The sequence below is a fragment of the Rhizobium sp. R86522 genome (assembly GCF_042466255.1).
Taxonomy (GTDB): Bacteria; Pseudomonadota; Alphaproteobacteria; order Rhizobiales; family Rhizobiaceae; genus Allorhizobium.
On the sequence record NZ_JAXHBX010000001.1, the window covers coordinates 2,383,723 to 2,405,548 of the forward strand.

A 21,826-nucleotide genomic window follows, 5' to 3' on the forward strand; every position below is an offset into this window, starting at 1 on the left:
AGCTCGCCCCTAGCGGGGGCAAGTTGTGGCCTTGCCTCGACCTGCCGCGGCTGGCATCGTTTGCGCACCCCCTGCCGCCACCACGGCGGCATCGGGCGGTCAGGCGGGGTGATCTATGGATTTCATGAGGCTGTTGAAGTCGCTGGAGGAACTGCTCTACGAGCTCGTTTCCTGGCTGGTCTTCTATCCGATGACCTTCTGGCGCGCCTTCACCCGGCCGCTCAGCATGATGCGCTATGCCGATGACGAGCTGGAGGACCGGCCGGAAGACCAGTATGACGATACGATCAGCCCGCCCCTGTTTCTCCTGATCACGCTGTTGCTTTCGCAGGCTCTGTCGACGGCATTTCCTTCCGTGGCCTCGCCGACGGAGGTCACCGCACTCACCCATTCCTTCTCCAACCTGCTCATCGTGCGCGGGGTCATCTTCGGGATCTTTCCGATGGTCATGGCCGTGACGCTGATCCTGCACAAAAGGCTGATTCTGAAGCGGTCGACGCTGCGGCCGCCCTTCTTCAGCCAGTGCTATGTGGCTGCGCCCTTCGTCTTCCTGGTCGGTCTTTCGGTTGATTTTCTGGCCATACCGGGGGAGCGAGGTACCGCCTATGCGGCGGCCGTCTTCGTCGGTGCGGTCGTGTGGTATGGGCAGGCGGAAATCCGCTGGTTCCGCCGCGATCTGGGGATCGGCAGCGCCCGGGCGACGGGGCTGTTTCTGCTCGCCTTTTTCGTGGCGATCACGACCGCTCTTGCCTTGGCGGTCGGTGTGGCGCTGCAACTGCCGCGCTGGATTGCGCCGGGTTGATGATCAGTGCCAGCTGACAGGGCGTTCGTCCCACTCGCCGTTTTCTGCGGTATTGTCGCCAATCAAAATGCGGCCGACCTCGACTTCCAACTCCGTGCGTTCCCGCGGATCGAAATCTCGATAGCCATGGATCGCCGCGTGGGACCAGAGGATGCGCCCCGACAGCAACGGCGCATCAATCGTCGAGATCACATGCCCCTGCATCGCCACATCGAAGGTGACGAAGCTCTGGCCGCGCACTTCGATCTGCGCGCAATTGGCGATTTCCATGCGCTTTTCGTGCATGACTGTTCTTCAGGCCGTCGACAAACCCTAGAAATTAAGGGTTTTTCTATATTCCTCATATGTGAAAAACCCGCGCATTTCATCCACCAATTTAGGATTTTACCCGTAAAAATTTACAGGCAATGAGCGTTCCCCACCTTATGCGCCGATGGGGGAAGCGACCTGGGTGTCAGCGGCTGTCGCGCCGTGCGCATGCCCTTCTTAGCACGGCGCGAGGTCGACTCAGACCTTCACGTATTTCCGCCAGTCGTGCTCTTCCTTGAAGCCGAGCAACTCGCGGATCTTGCGGTTCGACAGCGGCGCATCGAAGCCGTCGATCTCGCCGGTGATCGGCGTGTTCGGCGCCCATTTGGCGAGGAATTCGCGGGTCGGGACCGTTGCCGTGATCGTGTCGTTGACGGCATTGAAGACCTGGAAGCCGAGGCCGTCCTTTGCCACACAGAGATCGACGATCTGGCCGAGATCGCGGGCATCGATATAGGACCAGGCATTGCGCTTGCGGCATGGCGGATCGGCGAGATAGCCGGGGAAGTTTGCGTAATCCTCGGGCGAAATGACATTGCCGATGCGCAGCGAGTAAACATCGATGCCGAACCGCATGGCAAAGGCCCGGGCTGTCTTTTCGTTGACGACCTTGGACAGGCCATAGGAGTCCATCGGATCGACGTCATAGTTTTCGGTGAGCGGGAATTCCTTGTAGTCCTTGTCGCCTTCGGCAAAGCAAACGCCATAGGTTGTCTCAGAAGACGCGATGATCACTTTCTTGATGCCGAGCTTGGCAGCGGACTCGATGACGTTGTAGGTCGAGACGGTGTTCTCCGCGAAAGTCTTGTTGTCGGGATGCATCAGGATGCGCGGGACAGCGGCGAAATGCACGACCGCATCCACCGACTTCGGGCCGCCTTGCTGTTCGTAACCGTCATAACCGAAATGGCAGGAGAGCGCGTTGAAGACCTCGCCGGCATCGGTGACGTCGGTCAGCAGGGTGTGCACGCCTGGAACGTCGAGCACGGCGCGGTCGACATTCAGCACCTTGTGTCCCTTACTCAAGAGATAGGGCACGACATGGCGCCCCGCCTTGCCGCTGCCGCCGGTGAATACGATCCGCTTGCCCATGGTGATCCTCCTCGTGGATTGGGTTGTCTGACGACCAGATAGCGCGGCGGTGGCAAAAGCGTAAGGGGCCAAAGTGCGTCTTTGAACCCCAAGGGAACCGGAGCCGCCTCCCTCGTGTTTCACCGGACCAATCGGCAAACCAGGAGAGATGCCTTGAAACTCGAGGATTTTGCAGACAAAGAGCCCAAGTTCATTCTGGAGGAGTTCTTCTCCGGCACGCTGCGCGGCTATGGCATGACCATCGGGAGGCTGGGCGGCTTCCAGAACCGGTTCACGATCGACGCCCGCGGACGCTTCGATACGAGCGCCAATGTGCTGTCGTTGACGGAAGACTATTTCTTCGACGACGGCCACTCCGACACACTGACCTGGACGATCCTGAAGCGCGGCGAAAACCGCTATGAGGGCCGCGAGACGCTGATCGACGGTACGGCAGAGGGCGAACAGTCCGGCTGCGCCTTCCGCTGGCAGTATTCCCGCGACGTGCCGGATGCCGATGGTTCGAAGACCCGTTTCGGTTTCGACGACTGGTTCATCCTGCATGACGAACGCCACATGAGCGTGCATGCCTCGCTGACCAAGCTCGGCGTGGAGGTGGCGACGCTGGAGGCGTTTTACGAGAAGGTGGGGTGAAACGGGACAGCCCGATAGTGGGCGCTTGAAGACGAAAGAGACTCTTCCCATCTCCGCTCTAACCACAGATGGAGGATCACGATGGGTTTGTTCGACGGATTGCTGGGCCATGGATCGAGCGTCGATCCTTCCGATCTCGCCAAACGGCTGGATGGCGTGTTGATCGACGGCGAGCAGGTTTCTCTCGCTTTCCGTGTCATCCGCGACGTCTTTGTCTTCACGGACAAGCGGCTGATCCTGATCGACGTGCAGGGCATTACCGGCTCGAAGGTCGACTACATGTCCGTCCCCTACCGCGCCATCACCCGCTTTTCCGTCGAAACCGCGGGCACCTTCGACCTCGACAGCGAGCTGAAGATCTGGGTGTCGGGCAGCCATGAACCGGTGACCAAGACCTTGAAGAAGGGCACGGATGTCAGGGGCATCCAGCGAGCGCTGGCGGCGGGGGTGTTGCGGTAGGCGAACGGGAGCTCGGACCTTTATTCACCAAGCTGTCTACCAGCGCCCGTATCTTGTCTTCCTTCCAAGCAGAGACAGGTGCCGCCCCTCTCTAGCTCAGGCGGCGGATGAGCGGCCGATAATGCTGAAGGACAGCAGACTCATATCTGCAGTTGCACTTCCTCACGACACATCTACACTGCTCATTGGCGGAATTGCTCATTGCCGGCCTGAGATCTATTGCACTAGGTGCTAGCTTATGACATCATATCGGGTGTTCAAGACGGCATGGTTTGCTAGAGCGGCACGGAAAGCCCGGATCGATGATTTGGCTCTATGCCAAGCTGTTGTTCAGACCGTTCGCGGACAAGCCGATGATCTGGGCGGCGGCGTATTCAAGAAGCGGTTGGACGACAACAGGCAACGCGCAATTCTTCTGACCAAGGCGGGCGAATTCTGGGTGTTCGCCTACCTGTTTGCGAAGCAGGACAGGGCGAGCATCGATGACGACGAGCTCAAGGCTTTTCGTTCAATGGCCATGCTTTACCGCCGCAAGACGACGGACGATATAGCAGCGGAATTGGAGAGCGGTGCAATAACGGAGATCTGCAATGACAGCTAAAGCGGACTATAAGTCTGACGCATTCGAGGCGATTCACAGCGCCGTTGCAGGCATGCTGGAAGCAGGCACCATTGACAAGCAGACGATGCGCCGATTTGACGAGACCTGCCTCGTTGTTCCGGACGCCATGTCGCCGGATGCCATCAAGGCGCTGCGCGAGCGCAACCATGTAAGCCAACCGGTTTTTGCCCGTTATCTCAACATCAGCCCCTCTACCGTGCAGAAATGGGAAAATGGCTCGAAACGCCCCAGTGGCCCGGCCCTGAAGCTTCTCGCAATCGTAGAGAAGCACGGGATTGGAGTTCTGGTGTGACAGTAAGCGTTCCGAACTGAGGGGACGAAAGACACTCGGTGCGACGTGCAGCAACGGCTGTGTCAAGTTCCGCTCCCCCCTGCCCTCAAACTTCCCTCACTCCCGAATCAGTGATACCCCTCGGGCACTGCCGCCCGGCGCGAATGCGCCTGCATTGCCGAAGGTCTCGACCCGCCCGTGTTTCGTGTTCCCCTCATCGTCGCCACTGCGCTCGTCATCGCCTTCGGAGGCGGGATCCTGTCGGCGTTGTCGATGTTGAACGCCTCCGTCGGGTTCGGGGCAATCGAGGTGGCGGGATGGCGGGCGTTTCCGGCGGCGCAGACGGCGTCTGCCGATCCTTACGCCAAGGCGCATCGGGCCAAGGGCGGGCGGCTGCTTTACGGGTCTGCCGAGGGGCTGCAGTTCACCGCCTCTCGCGACAAGGACGGGTTGACGCTGACGGGGACCTGCTCCTACCGGATGAGCGGGCGCACACCCACGGCGAGGCTGTGGACGCTTTATGCCGCCGATGCCGACGGCAATCCCTTGGATGCAGGTCCCGAACTTCCGGCGGCGAAGAATTCCCAGACGGTTCTGAGGCGCCGTGACGGGACATTCGACATCACGATCTCGCGCACGGCAAAATCCGGAAACTGGCTCGCAATCCCCGATGCCGGCTCATTCCAGCTGGTGCTGACACTGCTCGACACCCCGGCGGCCGCCTCGACGGGCCTGTCCGGTCTTGCCATGCCGGTCATCGAGCAGATCGGATGTGGCCAATGAGCAAGCTTCTCTATGCCATCCTGACCGGTTTCTTCGGTGCGGTGCTCCTGCACATCATCATCATTCTCGGCGTGCCGCATTTCACCGGACGCGACGCCTATACAAGGGTGACGGCCGAAGGCACACCCTTTGTCTTCCACCCTTTGTCAGCTGCGCCCGATGCGGTGGGCCTGTCTAACCTCGATCCTTATCTTCGGGTCGCGGTCTGCCATTTCGACATTGCCCGCCAGCCGCTGTCCCTCATTGCCCTTGGCGGCGGCGTCGATTTCTGGTCGGTCGCGATCTACGACCGGGACGCCAACGAAGTCTTCTCGATGAACGACCGCACCTCCGTTGCCGGCGATCTCGACGTGCTGGTCGCGACCCCGGTGCAGGTGGCGCAGCTCCGCAAGACGCCGATCGCAGCGCTCGCCGAAACCATCCTGGTCGAGCATCCGGGCCTGGAAGGCTATGTGGTTCTGCGGGTACTGGCGCCGCAGGCAAGCTATGAGGCGGATGCCACGGCGTTTCTCGCCGATGCGGAATGCATGCCGTTTACCGGGCGCTGAACAAGTCTTAGCCGATCGGCCCGTCGCTGAGCACGCTGCCCAAACGGATGACCATCTTGCGATCGAAATGATGGGGACGGGCAAACATCCAGTCGAGCGCCTGTGATGTCGACCAGGGACGCTTGTAGGGACGCACGGATGTCAGGGCCTCGAAGACATCGCAGACCGCGCTCAGTTGAACGGGCAGGCTCAAGTCCTTCTGCTTCAGACCGAGCGGATAGCCGGAGCCATCGAGAACCTCATGATGCAGGCGGCAGACGTCGAGAACAACTTGCGGGATCTCCGGATAGGACTTCAGAAGCTGGTAACCCGCCTCCGGGTGGCTGCGGATGACCACGCGCTCGCGGTCCGTCAGATTGCCGGGCTTGTTGAGGATTTCGTTCGGGATCAGCAGCTTGCCGATATCGTGCATCATGCCGGCGACACCGAGGATGCGCACCGTTTCATCGTCCATCTGCAATGAGCGTCCGAGAAGCGTCATCAAACCGCTGACGGCGAGCGAGTGGACATAGGTGGTCTCGTCCTTGCTCTTGAGGCGGGTCACCTCCAGAGCGATCGCGGTGCTGTCGGACCAGAGTTCGCCATTGTCATCTGCGGCGCGTGACAGCTCGGACATGTCGAGGGAGCGGCCGGACACGATATCGCCGAGGCTGGAGCGCAGCATCTTTGCGCATTGGCTGACCGTTCCGCGCACGGCTTCCCTGCGGGCGCGATCGCCTGTTGCGGATTTGGCCGCTGCAGGGGCGACAGCGGGTTTGCGTCCGTCCAGATCAACACCAAGGCTGAGATTGATCGATACGTTGGTCGCGGAGGAGGCGAGGATCGCGGCGATGTCCTTGTCCGCTTTCAGGACGAAGCGGCGTCTTGGGAATTCCTGGCTGGGGCACGCGACGCTTTCGATGAACATTCCCTTGCGAATGCGATCCTTGGCAATCTTCATCAGCATGGGCCGTCGACCTGGCTCCGCAATAGGCGCCCGTACCGAGGGGCAGCGATTGATCGCGGCGTCCTGCCACGACTTCTTGTTTTATCTTATCCTACTTAAACGATTTACAACCGGTGAATCGCTGGAATCGGATTGACGACTTGGCCTGGATCGCGGAACAGCGAACAGCCGCAGAAGGCCGGACGATGGCCGGCAACGGCGAATGATAAGAGGATCTTGCTCAGCAAGGCCGGCGGTCGGGTCCGAAAAAAGGTCCCTTTGGTGACGGTAGAGCCGGCAAGGTCGGCAATTCCACCCGCGGCCAGATGGCGTTGGGATCCAGCCGCTCGTAGCGGATGCCGGTGAAGAAGAGGATCTCCGCCTTATGCTCACGCGTGCCTGCCGAGCGGCGCGAGGGGTTCAGCCGGTCCGAAATCCTGATGATATCCGCCATGCTCGTCTCCTTTCGAGAAGAAAGATCGAGAGGGTCGAGAGGGTCATCTCGCCCTGCCCTCCATTTACGAGGGCCGGCACAATCCGGTTTATGCTGCGGAAAGTCTCACACAAACCAGGGTCATCTGCGCCTTTCTCCGACGCGTTCCCCCTGTCGCGGTTCACCCCACGAAACGGGGTACGCATATGCCTAATATCAGAAACATGCGGCGAATCTTCTGACTTGACCATCCGCCTGTCCACAAGAAGCCATAGGTTAGTTAACAGCTTGCTAACAAATTCGTTCTAATCTCGCACACATCTGTATTGCGTTGGAGTGGGTAGTCGTGAGCGAACAGTTCAGGGAGCTTGAAAGGCCAGCCGGCGCGCGGAACAAGGATGTCGTTCTGATGGCCACGGTCACGAGTTTCCAGGCGCTCTCCTTTCCCGGCAAGTCGGAACTCCGACAATTTGCCGAGCTGTTTCAGCCACTGTTTGCCGGATCCTCTGCCGAAGCGCGGCGGGAAGCTGTCGCGGCCCTGTCGCAGAGCCCGAACCTGCCGCTCTCGGTCGCCGCCTTCATCGCCTCTCAGCCGATTTCGGTCGCCGCCCCCTTTCTCGCCTCGTCGCCTGCGCTGTCTGACGACATGCTGATCATGATCGCGCGCACGCAAGGTGCCGATCATGCCCGCGCCATCGTCAAGCGCGAGCGGCTGTCACCAACGGTCATCGACGCGCTGGTGTCGCTGCGCCATGCCCTGCCGCCGCGACCGGAAAAGGTGAAGGCAGATGAGCAGACGCCGGAAATGCAGCCTCTGCAGGAGGCCAAGATGCCGGCTTCGAGCTTCGACACCGTGATGGCAGATCTCGAGATGCGCGACCTGCCGGGCGCCGCATCAGACGCTGTGGCCGAGCCTGCAGCAGAGAGCCGCGAAGAGGCGCTGCGCCAGACGATCAAGCGTATGGCCGCTCAGCAGCGGCCGCCCCGCAGCGATCGGCTCGGCCGACGCCAGGCGACGCTGGTGCAGACCGCCCTGCTCGTCCGCTTTGCCCGCACCCATGACGGTGGCTTCTTTGCCACGACGCTCGCCGACATGCTGACCTCGAGCCGCTGGCTTGCCGAGCGCATCCTGCTCGACATTTCCGGGCGTCAGCTCGCAACGACGCTTGCCGGCGTTGCCATGGAGGATCGCGAGGCGATCTTCATCCTGGAGCACATCTACCCGCATCTCGCGCGTCGCGAGAATGGTGCAAGCCGGGCGGAGAGCCTCCTGTTCGGCATTGACCCGGACCAGGCCGAAGCCCGGATCGACAGCTGGATCCGTGCCGACCGCTATACCTTTGCCGGCGACGAGATGCAGGCCGAGGTGCGTGACGGCATTGAGCACCCGGCGTCACCGAGCAGTATCCCGCTCGTCGCTGCCAACCAGGCCGCCCCCAAGCGTCAGCCCGTGGGCGACGAGCATGGGCGGCAGGTGCTCAGGGCGCGCAAGCGGTAGACCCAGGACATAGGCAGTAGGCAGTAGGCAGCAGGCAGCAGGCAATAGTCGTGCCTGTTTGTGGGTTTTCGCAGCCGCCGTAGCCAGTGGTCACCCCACCCCGGCTCTTCGCGCCGACCCTCCCCCTCAAGGGGAGGGTGGAATGGCGCCTTGTTGGCCGCTCAATCCTTCGTATCCGCCAGTGTCAGGTATGTACCGAGATCCTCCACCTCGATCTCGACCAGCCAGAGGTCACTGTCGAACTTCTGTTCACGCGCGATCAGAGCCTCCACGGTCTCGGGTTCGGCACGAACGAGGCGGGGCTCGAACACGCGGTCGTCGCGTGTCTCGTCATCGATCATGGCCTGAGGGGCTGGGCCATACAGTGTCTCCAGACCATCGCGGAAGCGCTGGCGCACGAAGACCGCTCCCGAGGCCTCCGAGCCCTTGGCGACAACAGCGGCATAACCGCCGTCGGAGAAGACGCGACGGCTGAGTGCGGAGACGAAGATGTCGGAGCGAATGCGCATGGGCAAGGGTTTAGGGGATTGCGCGGGCGGCGTCGAGGGTTGGAAGGGGCTCAGGATTCGTTGACCGGCTTTATCAATTGCGCAAAGCGAGCGGCTGCCCCTTTGGCCTCTTTCAGGACCGCATCGAAATCGTCTGGCGGATGCCCATTGTCGAGCATGCCCTTGAAGACCGAATAGGCATCGGATCGACTGCCGTAGGCGCGAAGTGTATCTTCATCGTTGACCCAGACGAAAACGATGATCTTTCGGCTGCTGTCGAAGCGAAAGAACAGCCTGTATTGCTGGAAGAACTTTGCCCGGAACCAGTGTTTGCGGTGACTGCCCAGCGTGTCACCCTGACGGAATTGCGGGGCGCCCGGATCGGCCGGGATATCAGTCGTCACGAGCTTGAGGATGGCGGCCAGCCGTTTCGAGGCATTCTTCCGACGCCAAGTCTCCGGGTCACGGCGCTTGCGCACTTCGACTTCGTCCGTGAGGGTCATCAACTGATCGAGAAAGAGCGGGTGAGCATAGATGGCCCAGCCGTTGGCGGCGAAGGGCGCGCGGACTTCACTCATCTTCGGGCGACAGAGGCGCGTCGAGATCGACGGCGATATCTCCGACCAGCGCTCCGATCCGCTGCACCAGCGCTCCCTCCATCGGCTTCAGCCGTTCGGGATGATCCATCACATCTCGTTCCAGAAGATCCAGGAATGAGCCGAGGGCCGGATCGCGCTCCTCAGCCATGGCTTCGATATACACCCGACCGCTCGCATCGGTACGATAACGGATCTGGTCGCCCTTACGAAGCTGCAACTGCTTGCGCACTCCCGTCGGCACCGTCGTCTGGTACCGGTCGGTGAGCTTCGAAATCTCGTCGGGTCGCATAGTCATCGCCGGCCTCGCAGGAAACAAGGCTCAAAGTAATGCATCTGCATTGCCTGCGCAAGACAATGAAAAGGCTATCCGACTGAGAAGACCGATACGCTGCATCTACTTGGGTTTCCCTGGCACAGGCACACGCCGATCTTGATCAATCGTTGCCAACTGCAATCGGACGATTACACCTTCACCGCCAGCCTTAACCCGCCCCAATGCCTGCCGGCGACGAAGATCGGGGCGGAGATGTCCTTCATCAGGACGAAATTGCCGCCGCCCATGTCGCGACGATAGGTCTGGACGAGGAAGGGGGCGGTGGAGCGGCCGGCGGCGAGGCCGACGCGGTCATTGAAGATGCGGCGGTTGCGGCAGTTAGCGGTGTTCCACACCGTGTCGCCCGGGCGCTGTGGCGCCGAGAACTTCTTGTTGTGGGTCGGCAGGTAGCCGTTTTCGTCGACGGCGGCACAGAAGCCGATACGGTCCGACGAGGCGGCAACCGGCTCGATGATTCCGGGCAGGACCTGGTCGGTGAAATCGGTGAAACCGGTCATCATCTGCACAGGATCAGTTCCCGGGATCGGACGATAATTGCGATCGAAAAGGTCGGCCGTACGGATCCGGCCGCTGTCGACGCCCTGCTGGAAGGCGTGGGAAATGCGGGCGGCAACATCGACGGCGGTGTCGATCCAGTCACTGTCGGCCGTGCGGATGCCGGCACTTGCGGTCAGCTGGATCAGCGTTTCCGAGAGAGCCACCACCTTGTCCACACGGCCTGCGGTCTGCTGCAGGTGATGGTCGGACTGGCGGACTTCGGCGGACATGTCGCTCAAGGTCGCGACGAATTCCGAGCACTGGCGATCGACCCGGTCGGTCGTCTGAGCCATCGCAGAGGAGCCGTCGAGAATGCGGGTGATGACCTGCTCCATGGCGGAGAAGGAGTGGTTCATCGCCTGGGAGGTCTCGCGCACGTCGCGGGCGCTGGCGGTCGCACCACGGCCGGCATCGTTCAGGCGGACGATCTTCTGGCGGATCTGGTTCAGGGTTTCCTGGATGGCACCGGTCGCCTGGGACGTCTGCAGCGCGAGCGCGCGGACTTCGGCTGCAACTACGGCAAAACCCTTGCCGGCTTCGCCCGCACGGGCAGCTTCGATCGCGGCATTCAGCGCCAGGAGATTGGTCTGCCGGGCGATCGTGCCGATCTCTTCGGCGACCTTGTCGACCTCGGCGAGCGACTGGGAGAAGCTGCCGATCTCTGTGCCGATTTCCTCGGATGTCGAGACCATGTGGTCGATCTTGTCGACGGCGCCGCTCAGGCGGGTCGCGCTGTCGGTCAGCATCCGGCGGGCTTCGCCCGCAGTCTGATCGGTCTCGCGCAGGGAGCTTGCGACATCGCGATTGGTTTCGGCGATCGACAGCGCTGTTCGGGTAATGCCGTCGAAGGTCACCGCATGGCGTTTGGAAATGCCGGCGACGTCCTGGATCGCTCCAGCGATATCAACGAGATCGACGCCGAGCGTCGAGGCCTCTTCGGCCAGGCGCTGGACTATGCCGCGCAAGGTGGCAGCATCGATTTCCGGTGGCCGCGCGGTCTCCGCCACGTCCTGCTGGTCATCATCGTAGCGCGCGTTCATCGCTGCAGTCATGGATCATCCTCCTCCAATCGACGGATGCTAACATCTGTATGATTAATGAGGCCTTTCTTTAGGCACCACGAGAACTCACCTAGACTAAAGTTTCAGGGAGCGCTGGTCGAATGCCATCCGCACATGGCGTTGGAGAATTGTCGGACACCGATCCGGCATGCTAAATCACAGAAACGTGAACCAGGGCTGCCATGCACATTGTCCTCGCCACTCATACCCGCATTCCCGCGCTGCGTTACGGCGGGACGGAACGCATCATCGCCTGGCTTGGCCGCGCGCTTGCGGAAAAGGGTCATGTGGTCGGGCTCCTGGGGCCGGCGGGCTCGACCTGGCACTATGGGCCGCTCACCGTCATCGAGCCCGCTCGGCCGCTCGAGGCGCAGATCCCGCGCGAGGCGGATGTCTTTCACAGCCATATCGGGCTCGATCCGGATTTCGACGGCAAGGCCTGTCAGACGATCCATGGCAATGCCGCTGGCGCCCGGCTGCACCGCAACTCGATCTTCGTCTCTGCCGACCATGCCGCGCGCCATGGCGGCACGGCCTTCGTGCATAACGGGCTCGATCCGCGCGTCTATCCCGAGCCGGATCTTGGCCATGGCGGTAAGTCCCTCGCCTTTCTCGCCAAGGCGGCCTGGAAGGTGAAGAACGTGCGGGGCGCGATCCGTGTCGCGCGAAAGGCCGGGCGGCGGCTTGATGTGCTCGGCGGCTATCGCCTGAACCTGAAAATGGGGCTGCGCCTGACGCTCGATCCCAATGCTCGTTTCCACGGCATGGTCGATGATGCGGGCAAGGCTGACGTTCTCGGGCGATCTGCTGGCCTGCTCTTCCCGGTGCGCTGGCACGAACCTTTCGGGCTTGCGGTGATCGAGGCGATGTATTTCGGCCTGCCCGTCTTTGCCACGCCTTACGGTTCCCTGCCGGAACTGGTGCCGCAGCATGTGGGTTGCCTGTCGGACAAGGGCGACGTGCTGGTTGAGGCGATCCGGGATATCGGGCGGTTCGACCGCGCGGCGATCCACGCGCACTTCCAGGAAAATTTCACGGCGGAGCGCATGACCGCGCGCTATCTGTCGCTCTACGAGCGCATCGAGGCGGGGGAGAGCCTGCATTCGACAAGCTTCACGGCGCCAGCCGCGCCACATCAGGGCTTGCTGCCGTGGACAGACTAAAGCCGCCGTCGCTTCAGGGGCACATGATCACAAGGCACCGATGGCCTTGAGCTTCTTCAGGACCGCTGCGCTCGGCTCGCCGGTTTCCGGCAGCTGGTAGTGGCGCTCGAAGCGTCGGATGGCGGCACGGGTGTCTTCGCCGGGCACGCCATCAATGCGGATGTTCTTGTAGGCCATGTTGGAGAGGCCGCGCTGGATTTCCATGACGAGGCCCGGATCGAAGTTCGCCTGCTGGACCGGCGGCGGGGCCGTCGGTTCGACGGTTTTCGGTGGAACCGGCTGGCTGGCTGTCACAGGACGCCGCGGCGCGGTGACAACCTGGGTTTCAGCGCTGCGGATCGCGGCGGCAACTGGGTCTTCGCCTGGCGCATCCACATCCATCACTGGGCGCTGCGCCGGAACGGCGGCGGTGATGCCGCGATCAAGCGTCAGCGCCGCCAGGAGTTCCGGCGTCACGAGGCCGTTTGCCTCCATGCCGACGGTTTTCTGGAATATGGCAATCGCGGTCTCGGTGCGCGGCCCGATGACGCCGTCGGCATCGCCATCATAGAGGCCGCGGCGCAGGAGTTCACTCTGGACCTGGCGAATGAGACCCGCCGTTTCCGCGGCATTGGCGGGAAGGCTGGCGGGCACGGGAGAGACTGATGTCGCGGTTTGAGCCGGTGCGGTCGCCGGGCGGGCATTGGTCGTATCCGAGGGCGCCGCCTCGCTGCCCGGCTTTTCGCGTTCGATGCGGAAGGTGGTTACGTTTTCTGCGTCCTGCTCGCTCAACAGCGGGCTACGCGGCGTGCCGGCGAGTACGCTAAAATCGGCAGCATCGCGGGTGCGCAGGAATGGCGAGGGATGCTGACCAGGCTGGTACCAGAGGGCATTGGCGGCGATCGTTCCGAAGACCAGCGTAAAGCAGAAGGCGCCACCCACGGCGCGCGGATGACGTCCGGCAAGCCGCGCAAGGGCGCCAGCGCCCGTCGAGAGAACCAGGAGGGCCTTTGAGCCCGCCGTCTTCTTCTCAGGCGATTTTCGCTTTCGCTTCGTCATGCCCCGGTGCTTTCCCACCCCTTGTCAGATCACTCCCCGCTTCGGCAAGGCGCGGCGGGAATTCGACCATGTTCGTTTCACGGGCAGCCCTGGCGCCCGAACCGTCCGCCGGCAGCGTCACCAGGACCACGGTGCCCTCGCCTGCTCGGCTTTCGATCCTGAACGTGCCGCCATGGAGAGCCGTCAATCCCTTTACCAGCGAAAGCCCAAGGCCGGAACCCTCGTAGTTGCGATTGAGATCGTTCTGCACTTGTGTAAACGGGCGACCGATCAGCGCCATCTTGTCCGGCGAGATGCCGATACCGGTATCGCTGATGCTGATCGTGACTTCGTTGCCCTGTCTTGTGGCATCGATGTTCACGGCGCCACCGGCATCGGTGAACTTGATGGCATTGCCGACGAGGTTGATGACGATCTGGCGCAGTGCCCGGCCATCGGCCGAGATCTCGCCGAGCCCCTTGGGCAGACGGCTGGTCAGCTTGACGCCCTTGGTCTGGGCCTGCAGCGAAAGCATGCGTTCGCATTCGGTCAGCGACTGCGCGAGATCGACATCCTCGAGCATCAGTTCGTAGCGGCCGGCCTCGATCTTCGACATGTCGAGCATGGTGTTGACGACAGAGAGCAGGTGCGCGCCGGACTGGCGGATCAGCTGGACATATTCGCGCTGGCGGTCGTTTTCGAGCTTGCCGAAATATTCACCGGCCAGGATATCGGAAAAGCCGAGGATGGCGTTGAGCGGTGTGCGCATCTCATGGCTGACGGCAGCGAGGAAGCGGCTCTTGATCTCGTGGGCGGCGCTTGCCTCTTCTTCCTTGCGAGCCACCTCGTCGCGCATCAGCATCTCGCCTTCGATATCGAGCATCTGGGCGCGGACACCGGCAAGCGTGCCATCGTCGGACCGGACGGCGGTCATGTCGAGACGGACATTGAGGAACTGTGCCTGATCGAGGCCGATCACCGGGCGATCGAGCCTGAGATCGGTTACTACGACATCGGCACCGAGGCGCAGCTCGTCGAGCGCCTGGACGAAGGCCAGACGGTCGGAGACATGCACCTGTTCGACAAAGGCACGCGACAGCGGCTCGCGCAGGAAAGACAGGAACATCTGGCGGTCACGACCACCGGCCGCGCGCACGATGCCGGTCGCGTCGAGTGTCAGGAACAGGCCGGGGCAGTATTCATAAGGGTCGGCCGTGGTGGTGGCGATCGCCGTCTCGGCCTCGTCCTGCTCGCTTCCGAGGCGAAGGCCCGAGACCAGCGCCAGGGCTGCGAGCAGATAAAGAGCGGTGACGAGGGCAAAACCGATCGGCAGGCCGGTCGCAACGCCAAAGACCAGAGTGAGGATGGCGGGCACGGCGACGACCGCGGGCAGAACAGCAAGGGTCAGGCGGCGCAAGGCGACGATCTCGGCCCGGTCGACCGGACGGCCGACAGCATGACGCACCAGAAGGCGGGCCAGGAGCCCGTCCATCTTTACCGTCAGTGCAGCCGACATTTTACGCAATACAACCACGCCAGAAATCCGCGACCGGTTCATCTGATTTATGGGTCTGAGGATAGGCCGACGCGCTTAAGGAATAGATAAGGCAGAGCCCCGGAAGGGCCCCGGCCTAGCCGTTCTGACCCGAAACAGGACAGCCGAACGAGGCTTTCCAAATCATGGTTAACGGGGCGTAAGCACTGAAATCATTCAAGTTTTCTGATGGCCGTTAAGATTTGTGTCGGCGCCACCAGGCCAAAAGCGGTGGATTGCGGGGCCAGCGCCACATTTATGCTTAACGGTGACCGCTAAAGTTTTACGGACGCGTCCCGAAATGGGGAGATCACTCAAATTTTAGTCGAATTCGCATCAAAACCGACCGTCTTTCGCAAATCGATTTTGGCGAATCAAACCTAGGGTGGAATTCACGAGTTTGGGGAGAAACCCGGACCGTTCCGGCAAAGACCGGCAACAGGGATTTGGTGAAGACCATGTGGTTTCTGATCAAGGGAACTTTCTATTGTACCGCGACGCTTGTCGCACTGTCCTTCCTCGCGGCCCCGCCTGCAGAGGAAAAGGATGGCGCCAGCTTCGACATGGGTGCCGCCATCACCGCCGCAAGCGGTGCCTATGAGTATGTCACCTCGCTCTGCGTCGAGAAGCCCGAGGTTTGCGAAAAGGGTGCCCAGACTTTCCAGGCGCTCGGTCAGCGTGCCCGCGAAGGGGCGCTCGTCGCCTACCAGCTGCTCGACCAGCAGTTTACCGATGAGGGCACGGCAGTTGTGGCCGACGGGATCCAGACGCCGAAGAGTGGCGCAGTCGAGATCATCAGGCCTCACGTCGAGAGCCCGCAGCTCGTCAGTGCCGAAACCGAAGCGCCCGTTATCACCGGCACGGTGACACCGACGGAACGGCCGAAGCATCTGCCGAAACCCTACCAGCCGCCGAAGCCCTGAGGGCTTGAGGCGCATGACCGACGCTCACGCGGTCATCTGACGAAATCCGGGGCGGACAGCCGCCCCCTCCCCGCCTTGCAGCCGGTTCTGCCATAGACCGGATGCCTGTCTGCCTGTCCCTGACTGAATTCGGCATTTGCCGGGCCGCGTGGCGCAAGCTGCGCGGCTTTTTTCTTTTCCAGACCCCACGCCTGAAGCATCGACAGCTTTCATTGCCGCAGCCAGTTCAAAAGCCTGTCGGTCTCAACTATATGGGTCCGACGTAACAAGCGGGTGCAGCATGGCTAACTTGAACGAGATGATCGACGACTTCGGCTTCCTGGATGATTGGGAGGACAGGATGCGCTATGTCATCGAGCTCGGCAAGGCACTGCCGGATCTGCCCGACAGCGAGAAGTCCGCCGAGAACAAGGTGCAGGGCTGCGCGAGCCAGGTCTGGCTCTCGGTGTCCTCAAGCGACGGCGCCGATCCGAACATGACCTTTCGTGGCGACAGCGACGCCTTCATCGTGCGCGGTCTCGTCGCGATCGTGCTTGCCGCCTATTCCGGCAAGAAGGCGTCCGACGTGGTCAGCTTCGATGCGCTCGACCTCTTCAAGCAGCTCGGCCTTCTCGAACACCTGACGGCGCAGCGCGCCAACGGTTTGCGCTCGATGATCCAGCGGATCCGAGAAGAGGCGGCACGCCGGCTGGTGTGACTGTCCCTCAACCGATCTCCGGGCGAAAGCCCTCGTCGCCCCAGTGTCGGGCGCGGAGCCGGACGGGTGGCGGGGCATAATGTCGGGCGAGCGACAAGAGGGCGGTGCGCAGCATCAGCTTGGCGGAACGGGCCGGCCACTGGCGCTCGTGTTCGACGGTTTCCAGGCCCTTGCCGAAGCAGCAGACATCGAGCGCCACGCCTGAAAGCTCCGGCCCCATGGCCTGGACGGCACGATTGACGCGGGTGCGGGCCGAGAGCGTCGCATCGGCAAAGTCGGTTGCCGGCGGCGGTGCGCCTTTGTTGCGGGTCGCGAGCCGCGGCTGCCAGCTGGCGGTGATGCGCGGCTGCAGACCGGCAAAGTCGAAATCGGCTGCCAGACGCTCGCCGGCGGCAACAGCCTCATCTGGCAGAAACGGACGACCGTCCTTCTCCTTGAGGCGCAGCAGGGGAAAGAGCGGCGATTCCTGCAGGTTGCGGCGCACGGACTGGCGGCCCTGCGGCATATCGAGCGTACCGACCTCGACCGTGCGGTGCTGAGCGGCATGGGCCTCCTCGGGCAGGTCGCAGAGATCGCGGCGAAGCCAGGCGGCTGTCTCGGGGCTAGCTGCCAGTCCGTCGGGCGTGCGGAGAAGCAGGCCATCGGCCACCAGGCGAGCGAGGAGCTCGGGCGTAGCCTCGGCCGGCGACGCGGCGACCCGAACGGTGGTACCGTGCGGAGGCTGTTCCAGAGGGCCAGCCAAAGCCCGTCGGAGGATCTGGCGGATCTGCTTTCGTTCGCTGCGGGTCATGACCTGCCTTCTCCTTCAGATGCGCTTGCCGGCGATAAGATGGACGGCACTTGCCATGCGCTCGACGATCGCGACAAAGGTGTCGTAAGCGCGGTCGTCGCGGCGGTCTTCGACCATGCGGCAGGCATGGCCAACGGTGGTGCGATCGCGGCCAAAGGCCTGGGCGACCTCTCCCATAGGCATCGAATAGGCGACGTGGCAGACATACATCGCCACCTGGCGGACATGGCTCGTGGCCCGGCGGCCAGGCTCCTGATCATGTTCGAGGCCTGTGGCGCGCAGCAATTCCTCGGTCAATTGCCGGACGATCATGCAGAGCAGCCGTCGCTCGGGCGTCAGGGGACGCTCGGAGAAATCATCCGCCTCGGCTGCGGGCTGCCATTCAACCGATGGTGCGACGGGAAGAATCGCGGGTGGTGTGCTGATGGGGTCGTCAGGGGTCATGGCGCGTTCCAATAAAGGATTTTATTCCTATAAAAGCTAGCAGAGCCTGAGAGAATGTGAACCCCATGATTTTAGGGGCATCGCTGTGATCCCTCAAATCATCGAAAGCTGACTGCCGTCGCGGCGAGCATGGCAGTCGACAATTGAAAGAGGATCTTTTTCCTATCCATCAATGCAAAAAAGGCCGGTCGCGGGACCGGCCTGATCTTCCTCGCGTCGCGAGAAACCAAAGAAGGCTTACTTGGCGCGCTTGCGGCGCTGGCCGAGGCCCATTTCCTTTGCGAGACGCGAGCGCGCTTCGGCATAGGCCGGGGCAACCATCGGGTAGTCGGCCGGCAGGCCCCACTTCTCGCGGTACTCTTCCGGGGTCATGTTGTAGTGGGTCATCAGGTGTCGCTTCAGCGACTTGAACTTCTGGCCGTCTTCGAGGCAGATCAGATAATCATCCTCGATCGACTTGCGGATCGGAACAGGCGGCTTCGGCTTTTCGACGACCACGGGGGCCGGAACCGGCGAAGCGGTGTTGTTCAGGGCCATATGCACATCGGCAATCAGGTTGGTCAGGTCGCTGACCTGGACGACGTGGTTGCTGACATAGGCAGAGACGATGTCAGCGGTCAGTTCGACCAGCAACTGCTGGCTTGGGCCCTGCTGGGTTTCAGTCATTCAATTCTCCTGTTCAGATCCCGAAGGGGCCGCCGCCCCTGCAGACAATAGTTTACATGTCTTCCCGATCCGGCCGGACAGGGAAAGCGAAAGACACCCCCATGAAGATCACCAATTTGCCGGGTCGGCCCCAAACCGTCCGGCATTTTGCTACGCAGAATTCAGCCAAGATCACGTGTTAGACTTGCCAATAGCTGGCAGTTCACTTCGCCTACATACCACGAACGCAACAGACCAGCGCTCTCAAAAGTGAATTAACACCCCCGCCGCAAATGTCCACCTGATATTTCTACTAGATTTGACGGGTATAAACCTTTTCTATTTGCCGATCAGGCATTTTGCACTGGGCAGAATAGCTAGGATTTCAATAGAGACGCTCACTCAACCAGAAATATCAGCCGTTTCATCATGACATCATATCGTCACGTACCGACGCGGATGACAGCTTATAGCCAACCTTGTGGGCCGCACGGGCAAGAAGATGAGCGGAAATCGGGGCTGTCAGGACGAAAAAGATGATGCCGGCCAGGGCACGGCCGAAGGTCGCGACATCGGCCGCATGCAGGCCAACGGCGAGCAGCAGCAGGCCGGACCCGACCGTGCCGGCCTTGGAGGCCGCATGCATCCGCGTATAGAGGTCCGGCAGGCGATTGAGGCCGATTGCTGCGATCAGGGAGAAGAGCGCGCCGCCGATGGTCAGAACGGCGATGGCGATGGCTGCGAGAAGCGAAATCATTTTCCCTCCTTGCCGAGAGATCCGGCCGGTTTGCTTGCCTTGACGTTCTTGGCCGTCTTTGTCTTTGCCGGCTTCGACGGTCCGCGACCAGCCTCAACCCGCTCCCCTTCCCCGACGCAGCCGCGCGCCAGGATGAAGCGGGCAAAGGCGACCGTTGCCAGGAAGCCGACGAGACCAAGCGCAATCGCGATGTCGATATAGAGCGTATAGCCGGTTCTGAGCGCAATGACGGCGATGAAGCCGATGACGATGCCGACCAGCATGTCGAGGGCGATGACGCGGTCCGGCAGGGTCGGACCGACGACGACGCGGTAGACGGTCATCAACAGGGCAATCACGAGGATGACGATGGCGACGACGGATGCGAATTCGACGATGAGTTCAGGGGTCATCAGGCAAATGCCTCCATGATCTTCTTCTCGAAGCCCTCGGCGATGTCACGGCGGGCGGCCTCGACGTCGGAGCAGTCAATCGCGTGGATGTAAAGGGTTGTGCGGTCATCGGACACGTCGACCGAGAGCGTGCCCGGGGTCAGCGTGATGAGATTGGCGAGAAGCGAGATCTCCCAATCGCTCTTGACCGTCAGCGGAAAGGCGAAGATCCCGGGCTTCAGATCCATCTTCGGCTTGAGCACAAGCGTCGCGACACGCCAGGCGGACTTGGCGAGCTCGACAAGAAAGAGCAGGACCAGAGCCAGCACGCGGCGGAAGCGGCTCGTGTAGTCGCGACCGACGAAACGCTCGCGCAACAGGTAGAGCGTCAAGAGCGAGATGACGAAGCCGAAGATCAGATTGGGGACCGTGAAGCTGCCGGAGACGGTGGCCCAGATCACCGCCATCAGCATGCTAAGTGCATAAAGGCTCATCGGGCACCTCCTTCAGGGAAGACGGAGCGGATATAGGCGGTGGGATCCGAAAGACCGGCGGCGGCCTGCTGCGTGACGACGATCAGGCTGTCCGGGAAGAGGCCGAACCAGACCACGAAACCGGTCAGGATGACAATCGGCGTGAAACGCCAGCGTAGCGCACCCGTCGAGGCCGGGACAGCCGTAGGCTGCTCGCGGCCTGCGGCTGCGACCGGGCGCCAGAAGGAGAAGAGGAATACGCGGCCAAAGGCGATCGTTGTCAGGAAGCCGGAGACGAGCACGGAAGCGGCCAGCCACCAGGCGCCGATATCGATGGAGGCCTTGACCAGGAGCGCCTTAGGCCAGAAGCCGGAGAAGGGCGGAAGGCCGCTTGCGGCGAAGAACAACGCGAGCGAAATCGCGGCGAAGGCAGGCGCTGCGGTCCAGAGGCCTGCGACGCGGTCGAGGCGGAAGCTGCCGCCGATGCGGCCGATCTCACCGGCGACCAGGTAGAGCGCCGTCATCAGGAGGATGGAGTGCAGCGCATAGAAGATTGCCGCGCCCACGGCCATGTCGCCGCCGATCGCCACGCCGGCCATCATGTTGCCGATGCCGGCAATGACGACGAAGCCGAGGAAGCGGCGGATATCGTTCTGGGCGAGTGCGCCGATCGCGCCGAAGATCATGGTGAGTGCTGCGACGATCGCGATGACGAGGCTCAGCGCCTCACGCTCGACGGGGAAGAGCATGACCACGACGCGGAACAGCGCGTAGACACCGACCTTGGTGAGCAGGCCGGCAAACAGCGCCGACACGACGACGCGCGGCGTGTGATAGGAGGCCGGCAGCCAGAAATTCACCGGGAAGGCCGCAGCCTTCATCGAGAAGGCCAGAATGAAGAGCGCCGTCAGCGTCATCAGCGGCGCGGTTTCGGCATATTGCGGGACCTTCATGGCGATGTCGGCCATGTTGAGCGTGCCGAAGATGGCGTAGAGATAACCGACAGCGATCAGGAACAGCGTCGTCGCCATCAGGTTGAGGACCGCATATTTCAGCGCGCCATCGATCTGCTCCCGCTCGGACCCGAGGATCAAGAGACCGAAGGAGGAGATCAGCAGCACTTCGAACCAGACATAGAGGTTGAAGATGTCGCCGGTCAGGAAGGCACCGCAGACGCCGGCCATCAGCAGCATCAAAAGCGGGTAGAAGCCATAGCGGCGACCGCTGTTGTTGATCTCGACATGGGCGTAGAGCGCGCCGCAGAAGGCGACGATGGCGGCGGACAGCGCCAGCAACGCACCGGAAAGGTCGACGGTGATGGCAATGCCGAAGGGTGGCAGCCAGCGGCCCATCATCATGGTCAGGGGGCCATCGACCATGACCTTGGCGAGCAGCAGCCCGTTGTTGAGGACGAGCAGCGCCAGTCCCGTCAGTGCCACCGGCGGATGCCAGTGGGTGCGGTGGCGGATCATCATCAGGATCGCGCCGAAGGCAATGCAGAGCGCCATCGGCGTAACCGCGAGCCAGTCGGCAGCCGTCATCGGCTCCATGACATAGGCGCTAGCGTAGTCGGCAGGGGTCGTTGTGGGGGCAGCCATGTGGTCCTCGTGTCTCCCGC

Annotated in this window: 28 protein-coding genes; 11 read left to right on the plus strand and 17 right to left on the minus strand. The window is 62.1% G+C overall.

All coding sequences use genetic code 11. The features are described from left to right. The first annotated feature begins 115 nt into the window (after positions 1-115). On the plus strand, positions 116-802 hold the full coding sequence (locus SJY08_RS11555; protein ID WP_069041823.1) for a permease: 687 nt from the start codon (positions 116-118) through the stop codon (positions 800-802). A 3-nt stretch (positions 803-805) separates the two neighbouring features. Here SJY08_RS11555 and SJY08_RS11560 read toward each other — a convergent pair whose 3' ends face one another. Together SJY08_RS11560 and SJY08_RS11565 are read right to left on the minus strand one after the other, a co-directional pair. After that, on the minus strand, positions 806-1,072 hold the full coding sequence (locus SJY08_RS11560) for a hypothetical protein (protein ID WP_377275737.1): 267 nt from the start codon (positions 1,070-1,072) through the stop codon (positions 806-808). Between the two features lie 237 nt (positions 1,073-1,309). After that, positions 1,310-2,203: an NAD-dependent epimerase/dehydratase family protein gene (locus SJY08_RS11565; RefSeq protein WP_377275739.1), complete on the minus strand. Its 894-nt coding sequence runs from the start codon at positions 2,201-2,203 to the stop codon at positions 1,310-1,312. A 153-nt stretch (positions 2,204-2,356) separates the two neighbouring features. On the opposite strand from SJY08_RS11565, the gene SJY08_RS11570 reads away from it, so the two are divergent. From SJY08_RS11570 to SJY08_RS11595, 6 genes are all read left to right on the plus strand, one after another. Beyond that, positions 2,357-2,836 carry a DUF3833 family protein gene (locus SJY08_RS11570; RefSeq protein WP_377275741.1) on the plus strand — a complete coding sequence of 160 codons (480 nt, stop codon included), beginning with the start codon at positions 2,357-2,359 and terminating at the stop codon, positions 2,834-2,836. Positions 2,837-2,917: 81 nt separating this feature from the next. Beyond that, positions 2,918-3,295 (plus strand): PH domain-containing protein, encoded by a 378-nt coding sequence (locus SJY08_RS11575; protein ID WP_377275743.1) that lies wholly within the window; start codon positions 2,918-2,920, stop codon positions 3,293-3,295. 238 nt (positions 3,296-3,533) lie between these two features. Then, positions 3,534-3,896, plus strand: coding sequence for a type II toxin-antitoxin system RelE/ParE family toxin (locus tag SJY08_RS11580; protein ID WP_377275745.1), 363 nt, complete (start codon positions 3,534-3,536; stop codon positions 3,894-3,896). Beyond that, complete coding sequence (locus tag SJY08_RS11585; RefSeq protein ID WP_054149829.1) at positions 3,886-4,209, plus strand: DNA-binding transcriptional regulator; 324 nt, start codon at positions 3,886-3,888, stop codon at positions 4,207-4,209. Before SJY08_RS11580 ends, SJY08_RS11585 begins: the two co-directional genes overlap by 11 nt. Positions 4,210-4,386: 177 nt before the next feature. Then, complete coding sequence (locus tag SJY08_RS11590; protein WP_054149830.1) at positions 4,387-4,971, plus strand: DUF1214 domain-containing protein; 585 nt, start codon at positions 4,387-4,389, stop codon at positions 4,969-4,971. Beyond that, positions 4,968-5,519, plus strand: a complete 552-nt coding sequence (locus tag SJY08_RS11595) for a DUF1254 domain-containing protein (RefSeq protein WP_377275748.1) — start codon at positions 4,968-4,970, stop codon at positions 5,517-5,519. The genes SJY08_RS11590 and SJY08_RS11595 overlap by 4 nt, the downstream gene beginning before the upstream one ends. 7 nt (positions 5,520-5,526) lie before the next feature. Here the strand turns inward: SJY08_RS11595 and SJY08_RS11600 are convergent, their stop codons facing one another. After that, positions 5,527-6,465, minus strand: a complete 939-nt coding sequence (locus SJY08_RS11600; protein ID WP_377275750.1) for an HD-GYP domain-containing protein — start codon at positions 6,463-6,465, stop codon at positions 5,527-5,529. A 220-nt stretch (positions 6,466-6,685) separates the two neighbouring features. Then, positions 6,686-6,898: a hypothetical protein gene (locus tag SJY08_RS11605; RefSeq protein WP_054149833.1), complete on the minus strand. Its 213-nt coding sequence runs from the start codon at positions 6,896-6,898 to the stop codon at positions 6,686-6,688. 388 nt (positions 6,899-7,286) lie between these two features. On the opposite strand from SJY08_RS11605, the gene SJY08_RS11610 reads away from it, so the two are divergent. Further along, positions 7,287-8,375 (plus strand): DUF2336 domain-containing protein, encoded by a 1,089-nt coding sequence (locus SJY08_RS11610; protein WP_377275753.1) that lies wholly within the window; start codon positions 7,287-7,289, stop codon positions 8,373-8,375. 161 nt (positions 8,376-8,536) lie between these two features. On the opposite strand, the gene SJY08_RS11615 is transcribed toward SJY08_RS11610, so the two are convergent. The 4 genes from SJY08_RS11615 to SJY08_RS11630 form a co-directional block, all read right to left on the minus strand. Beyond that, positions 8,537-8,884 (minus strand): DUF1491 family protein, encoded by a 348-nt coding sequence (locus SJY08_RS11615; RefSeq protein WP_377275755.1) that lies wholly within the window; start codon positions 8,882-8,884, stop codon positions 8,537-8,539. 50 nt (positions 8,885-8,934) lie between these two features. Next, the gene (locus SJY08_RS11620; protein ID WP_377275757.1) at positions 8,935-9,441 is read right to left on the minus strand and encodes a type II toxin-antitoxin system YhaV family toxin; all 507 of its coding nucleotides are present in this window, start codon (positions 9,439-9,441) and stop codon (positions 8,935-8,937) included. After that, positions 9,434-9,757, minus strand: coding sequence for a type II toxin-antitoxin system PrlF family antitoxin (locus tag SJY08_RS11625; protein WP_054149836.1), 324 nt, complete (start codon positions 9,755-9,757; stop codon positions 9,434-9,436). The genes SJY08_RS11620 and SJY08_RS11625 overlap by 8 nt, the downstream gene beginning before the upstream one ends. Positions 9,758-9,924: 167 nt before the next feature. After that, entirely contained in the window at positions 9,925-11,385 is a 1,461-nt protein-coding gene (locus tag SJY08_RS11630) for a methyl-accepting chemotaxis protein (RefSeq protein ID WP_377275760.1), read from the minus strand. 191 nt (positions 11,386-11,576) lie between these two features. On the opposite strand from SJY08_RS11630, the gene SJY08_RS11635 reads away from it, so the two are divergent. Next, complete coding sequence (locus SJY08_RS11635) at positions 11,577-12,557, plus strand: glycosyltransferase (RefSeq protein WP_377275762.1); 981 nt, start codon at positions 11,577-11,579, stop codon at positions 12,555-12,557. 27 nt (positions 12,558-12,584) lie between these two features. Here SJY08_RS11635 and SJY08_RS11640 read toward each other — a convergent pair whose 3' ends face one another. Both SJY08_RS11640 and SJY08_RS11645 read right to left on the minus strand, forming a co-directional pair. Then, the gene (locus SJY08_RS11640; protein ID WP_377275764.1) at positions 12,585-13,595 is read right to left on the minus strand and encodes a peptidoglycan-binding protein; all 1,011 of its coding nucleotides are present in this window, start codon (positions 13,593-13,595) and stop codon (positions 12,585-12,587) included. Continuing rightward, on the minus strand, positions 13,567-15,066 hold the full coding sequence (locus SJY08_RS11645) for a sensor histidine kinase (RefSeq protein ID WP_377278567.1): 1,500 nt from the start codon (positions 15,064-15,066) through the stop codon (positions 13,567-13,569). The genes SJY08_RS11640 and SJY08_RS11645 overlap by 29 nt, the downstream gene beginning before the upstream one ends. A 500-nt stretch (positions 15,067-15,566) precedes the next feature. Here SJY08_RS11645 and SJY08_RS11650 point away from each other — a divergent pair, with 500 nt between their 5' ends. After that, positions 15,567-16,031, plus strand: coding sequence for a DUF5330 domain-containing protein (locus tag SJY08_RS11650; RefSeq protein WP_069041837.1), 465 nt, complete (start codon positions 15,567-15,569; stop codon positions 16,029-16,031). A 280-nt stretch (positions 16,032-16,311) separates the two neighbouring features. Continuing rightward, the gene (locus SJY08_RS11655; protein ID WP_377275767.1) at positions 16,312-16,728 is read left to right on the plus strand and encodes a SufE family protein; all 417 of its coding nucleotides are present in this window, start codon (positions 16,312-16,314) and stop codon (positions 16,726-16,728) included. 7 nt (positions 16,729-16,735) lie between these two features. Here the strand turns inward: SJY08_RS11655 and SJY08_RS11660 are convergent, their stop codons facing one another. The 7 genes from SJY08_RS11660 to SJY08_RS11690 form a co-directional block, all read right to left on the minus strand. After that, a complete protein-coding gene (locus SJY08_RS11660) occupies positions 16,736-17,518 on the minus strand; it encodes a DUF6456 domain-containing protein (RefSeq protein WP_377275769.1) in 783 nt (260 codons plus the stop codon). A gap of 15 nt (positions 17,519-17,533) precedes the next feature. Continuing rightward, positions 17,534-17,962, minus strand: a complete 429-nt coding sequence (locus SJY08_RS11665) for a helix-turn-helix domain-containing protein (RefSeq protein WP_153761785.1) — start codon at positions 17,960-17,962, stop codon at positions 17,534-17,536. 237 nt (positions 17,963-18,199) lie between these two features. After that, a complete protein-coding gene (locus SJY08_RS11670; protein WP_054149844.1) occupies positions 18,200-18,628 on the minus strand; it encodes a MucR family transcriptional regulator in 429 nt (142 codons plus the stop codon). A 406-nt stretch (positions 18,629-19,034) separates the two neighbouring features. After that, entirely contained in the window at positions 19,035-19,364 is a 330-nt protein-coding gene (mnhG, locus tag SJY08_RS11675) for a monovalent cation/H(+) antiporter subunit G (protein ID WP_069041839.1), read from the minus strand. Further along, positions 19,361-19,756 carry a cation:proton antiporter gene (locus tag SJY08_RS11680; RefSeq protein WP_377275772.1) on the minus strand — a complete coding sequence of 132 codons (396 nt, stop codon included), beginning with the start codon at positions 19,754-19,756 and terminating at the stop codon, positions 19,361-19,363. Before SJY08_RS11680 ends, mnhG begins: the two co-directional genes overlap by 4 nt. Next, entirely contained in the window at positions 19,756-20,229 is a 474-nt protein-coding gene (locus tag SJY08_RS11685; RefSeq protein WP_377275774.1) for a Na+/H+ antiporter subunit E, read from the minus strand. The genes SJY08_RS11680 and SJY08_RS11685 overlap by 1 nt, the downstream gene beginning before the upstream one ends. After that, on the minus strand, positions 20,226-21,806 hold the full coding sequence (locus SJY08_RS11690) for a Na+/H+ antiporter subunit D (RefSeq protein WP_377275776.1): 1,581 nt from the start codon (positions 21,804-21,806) through the stop codon (positions 20,226-20,228). The genes SJY08_RS11685 and SJY08_RS11690 overlap by 4 nt, the downstream gene beginning before the upstream one ends. Positions 21,807-21,826: the final 20 nt, after the last annotated feature.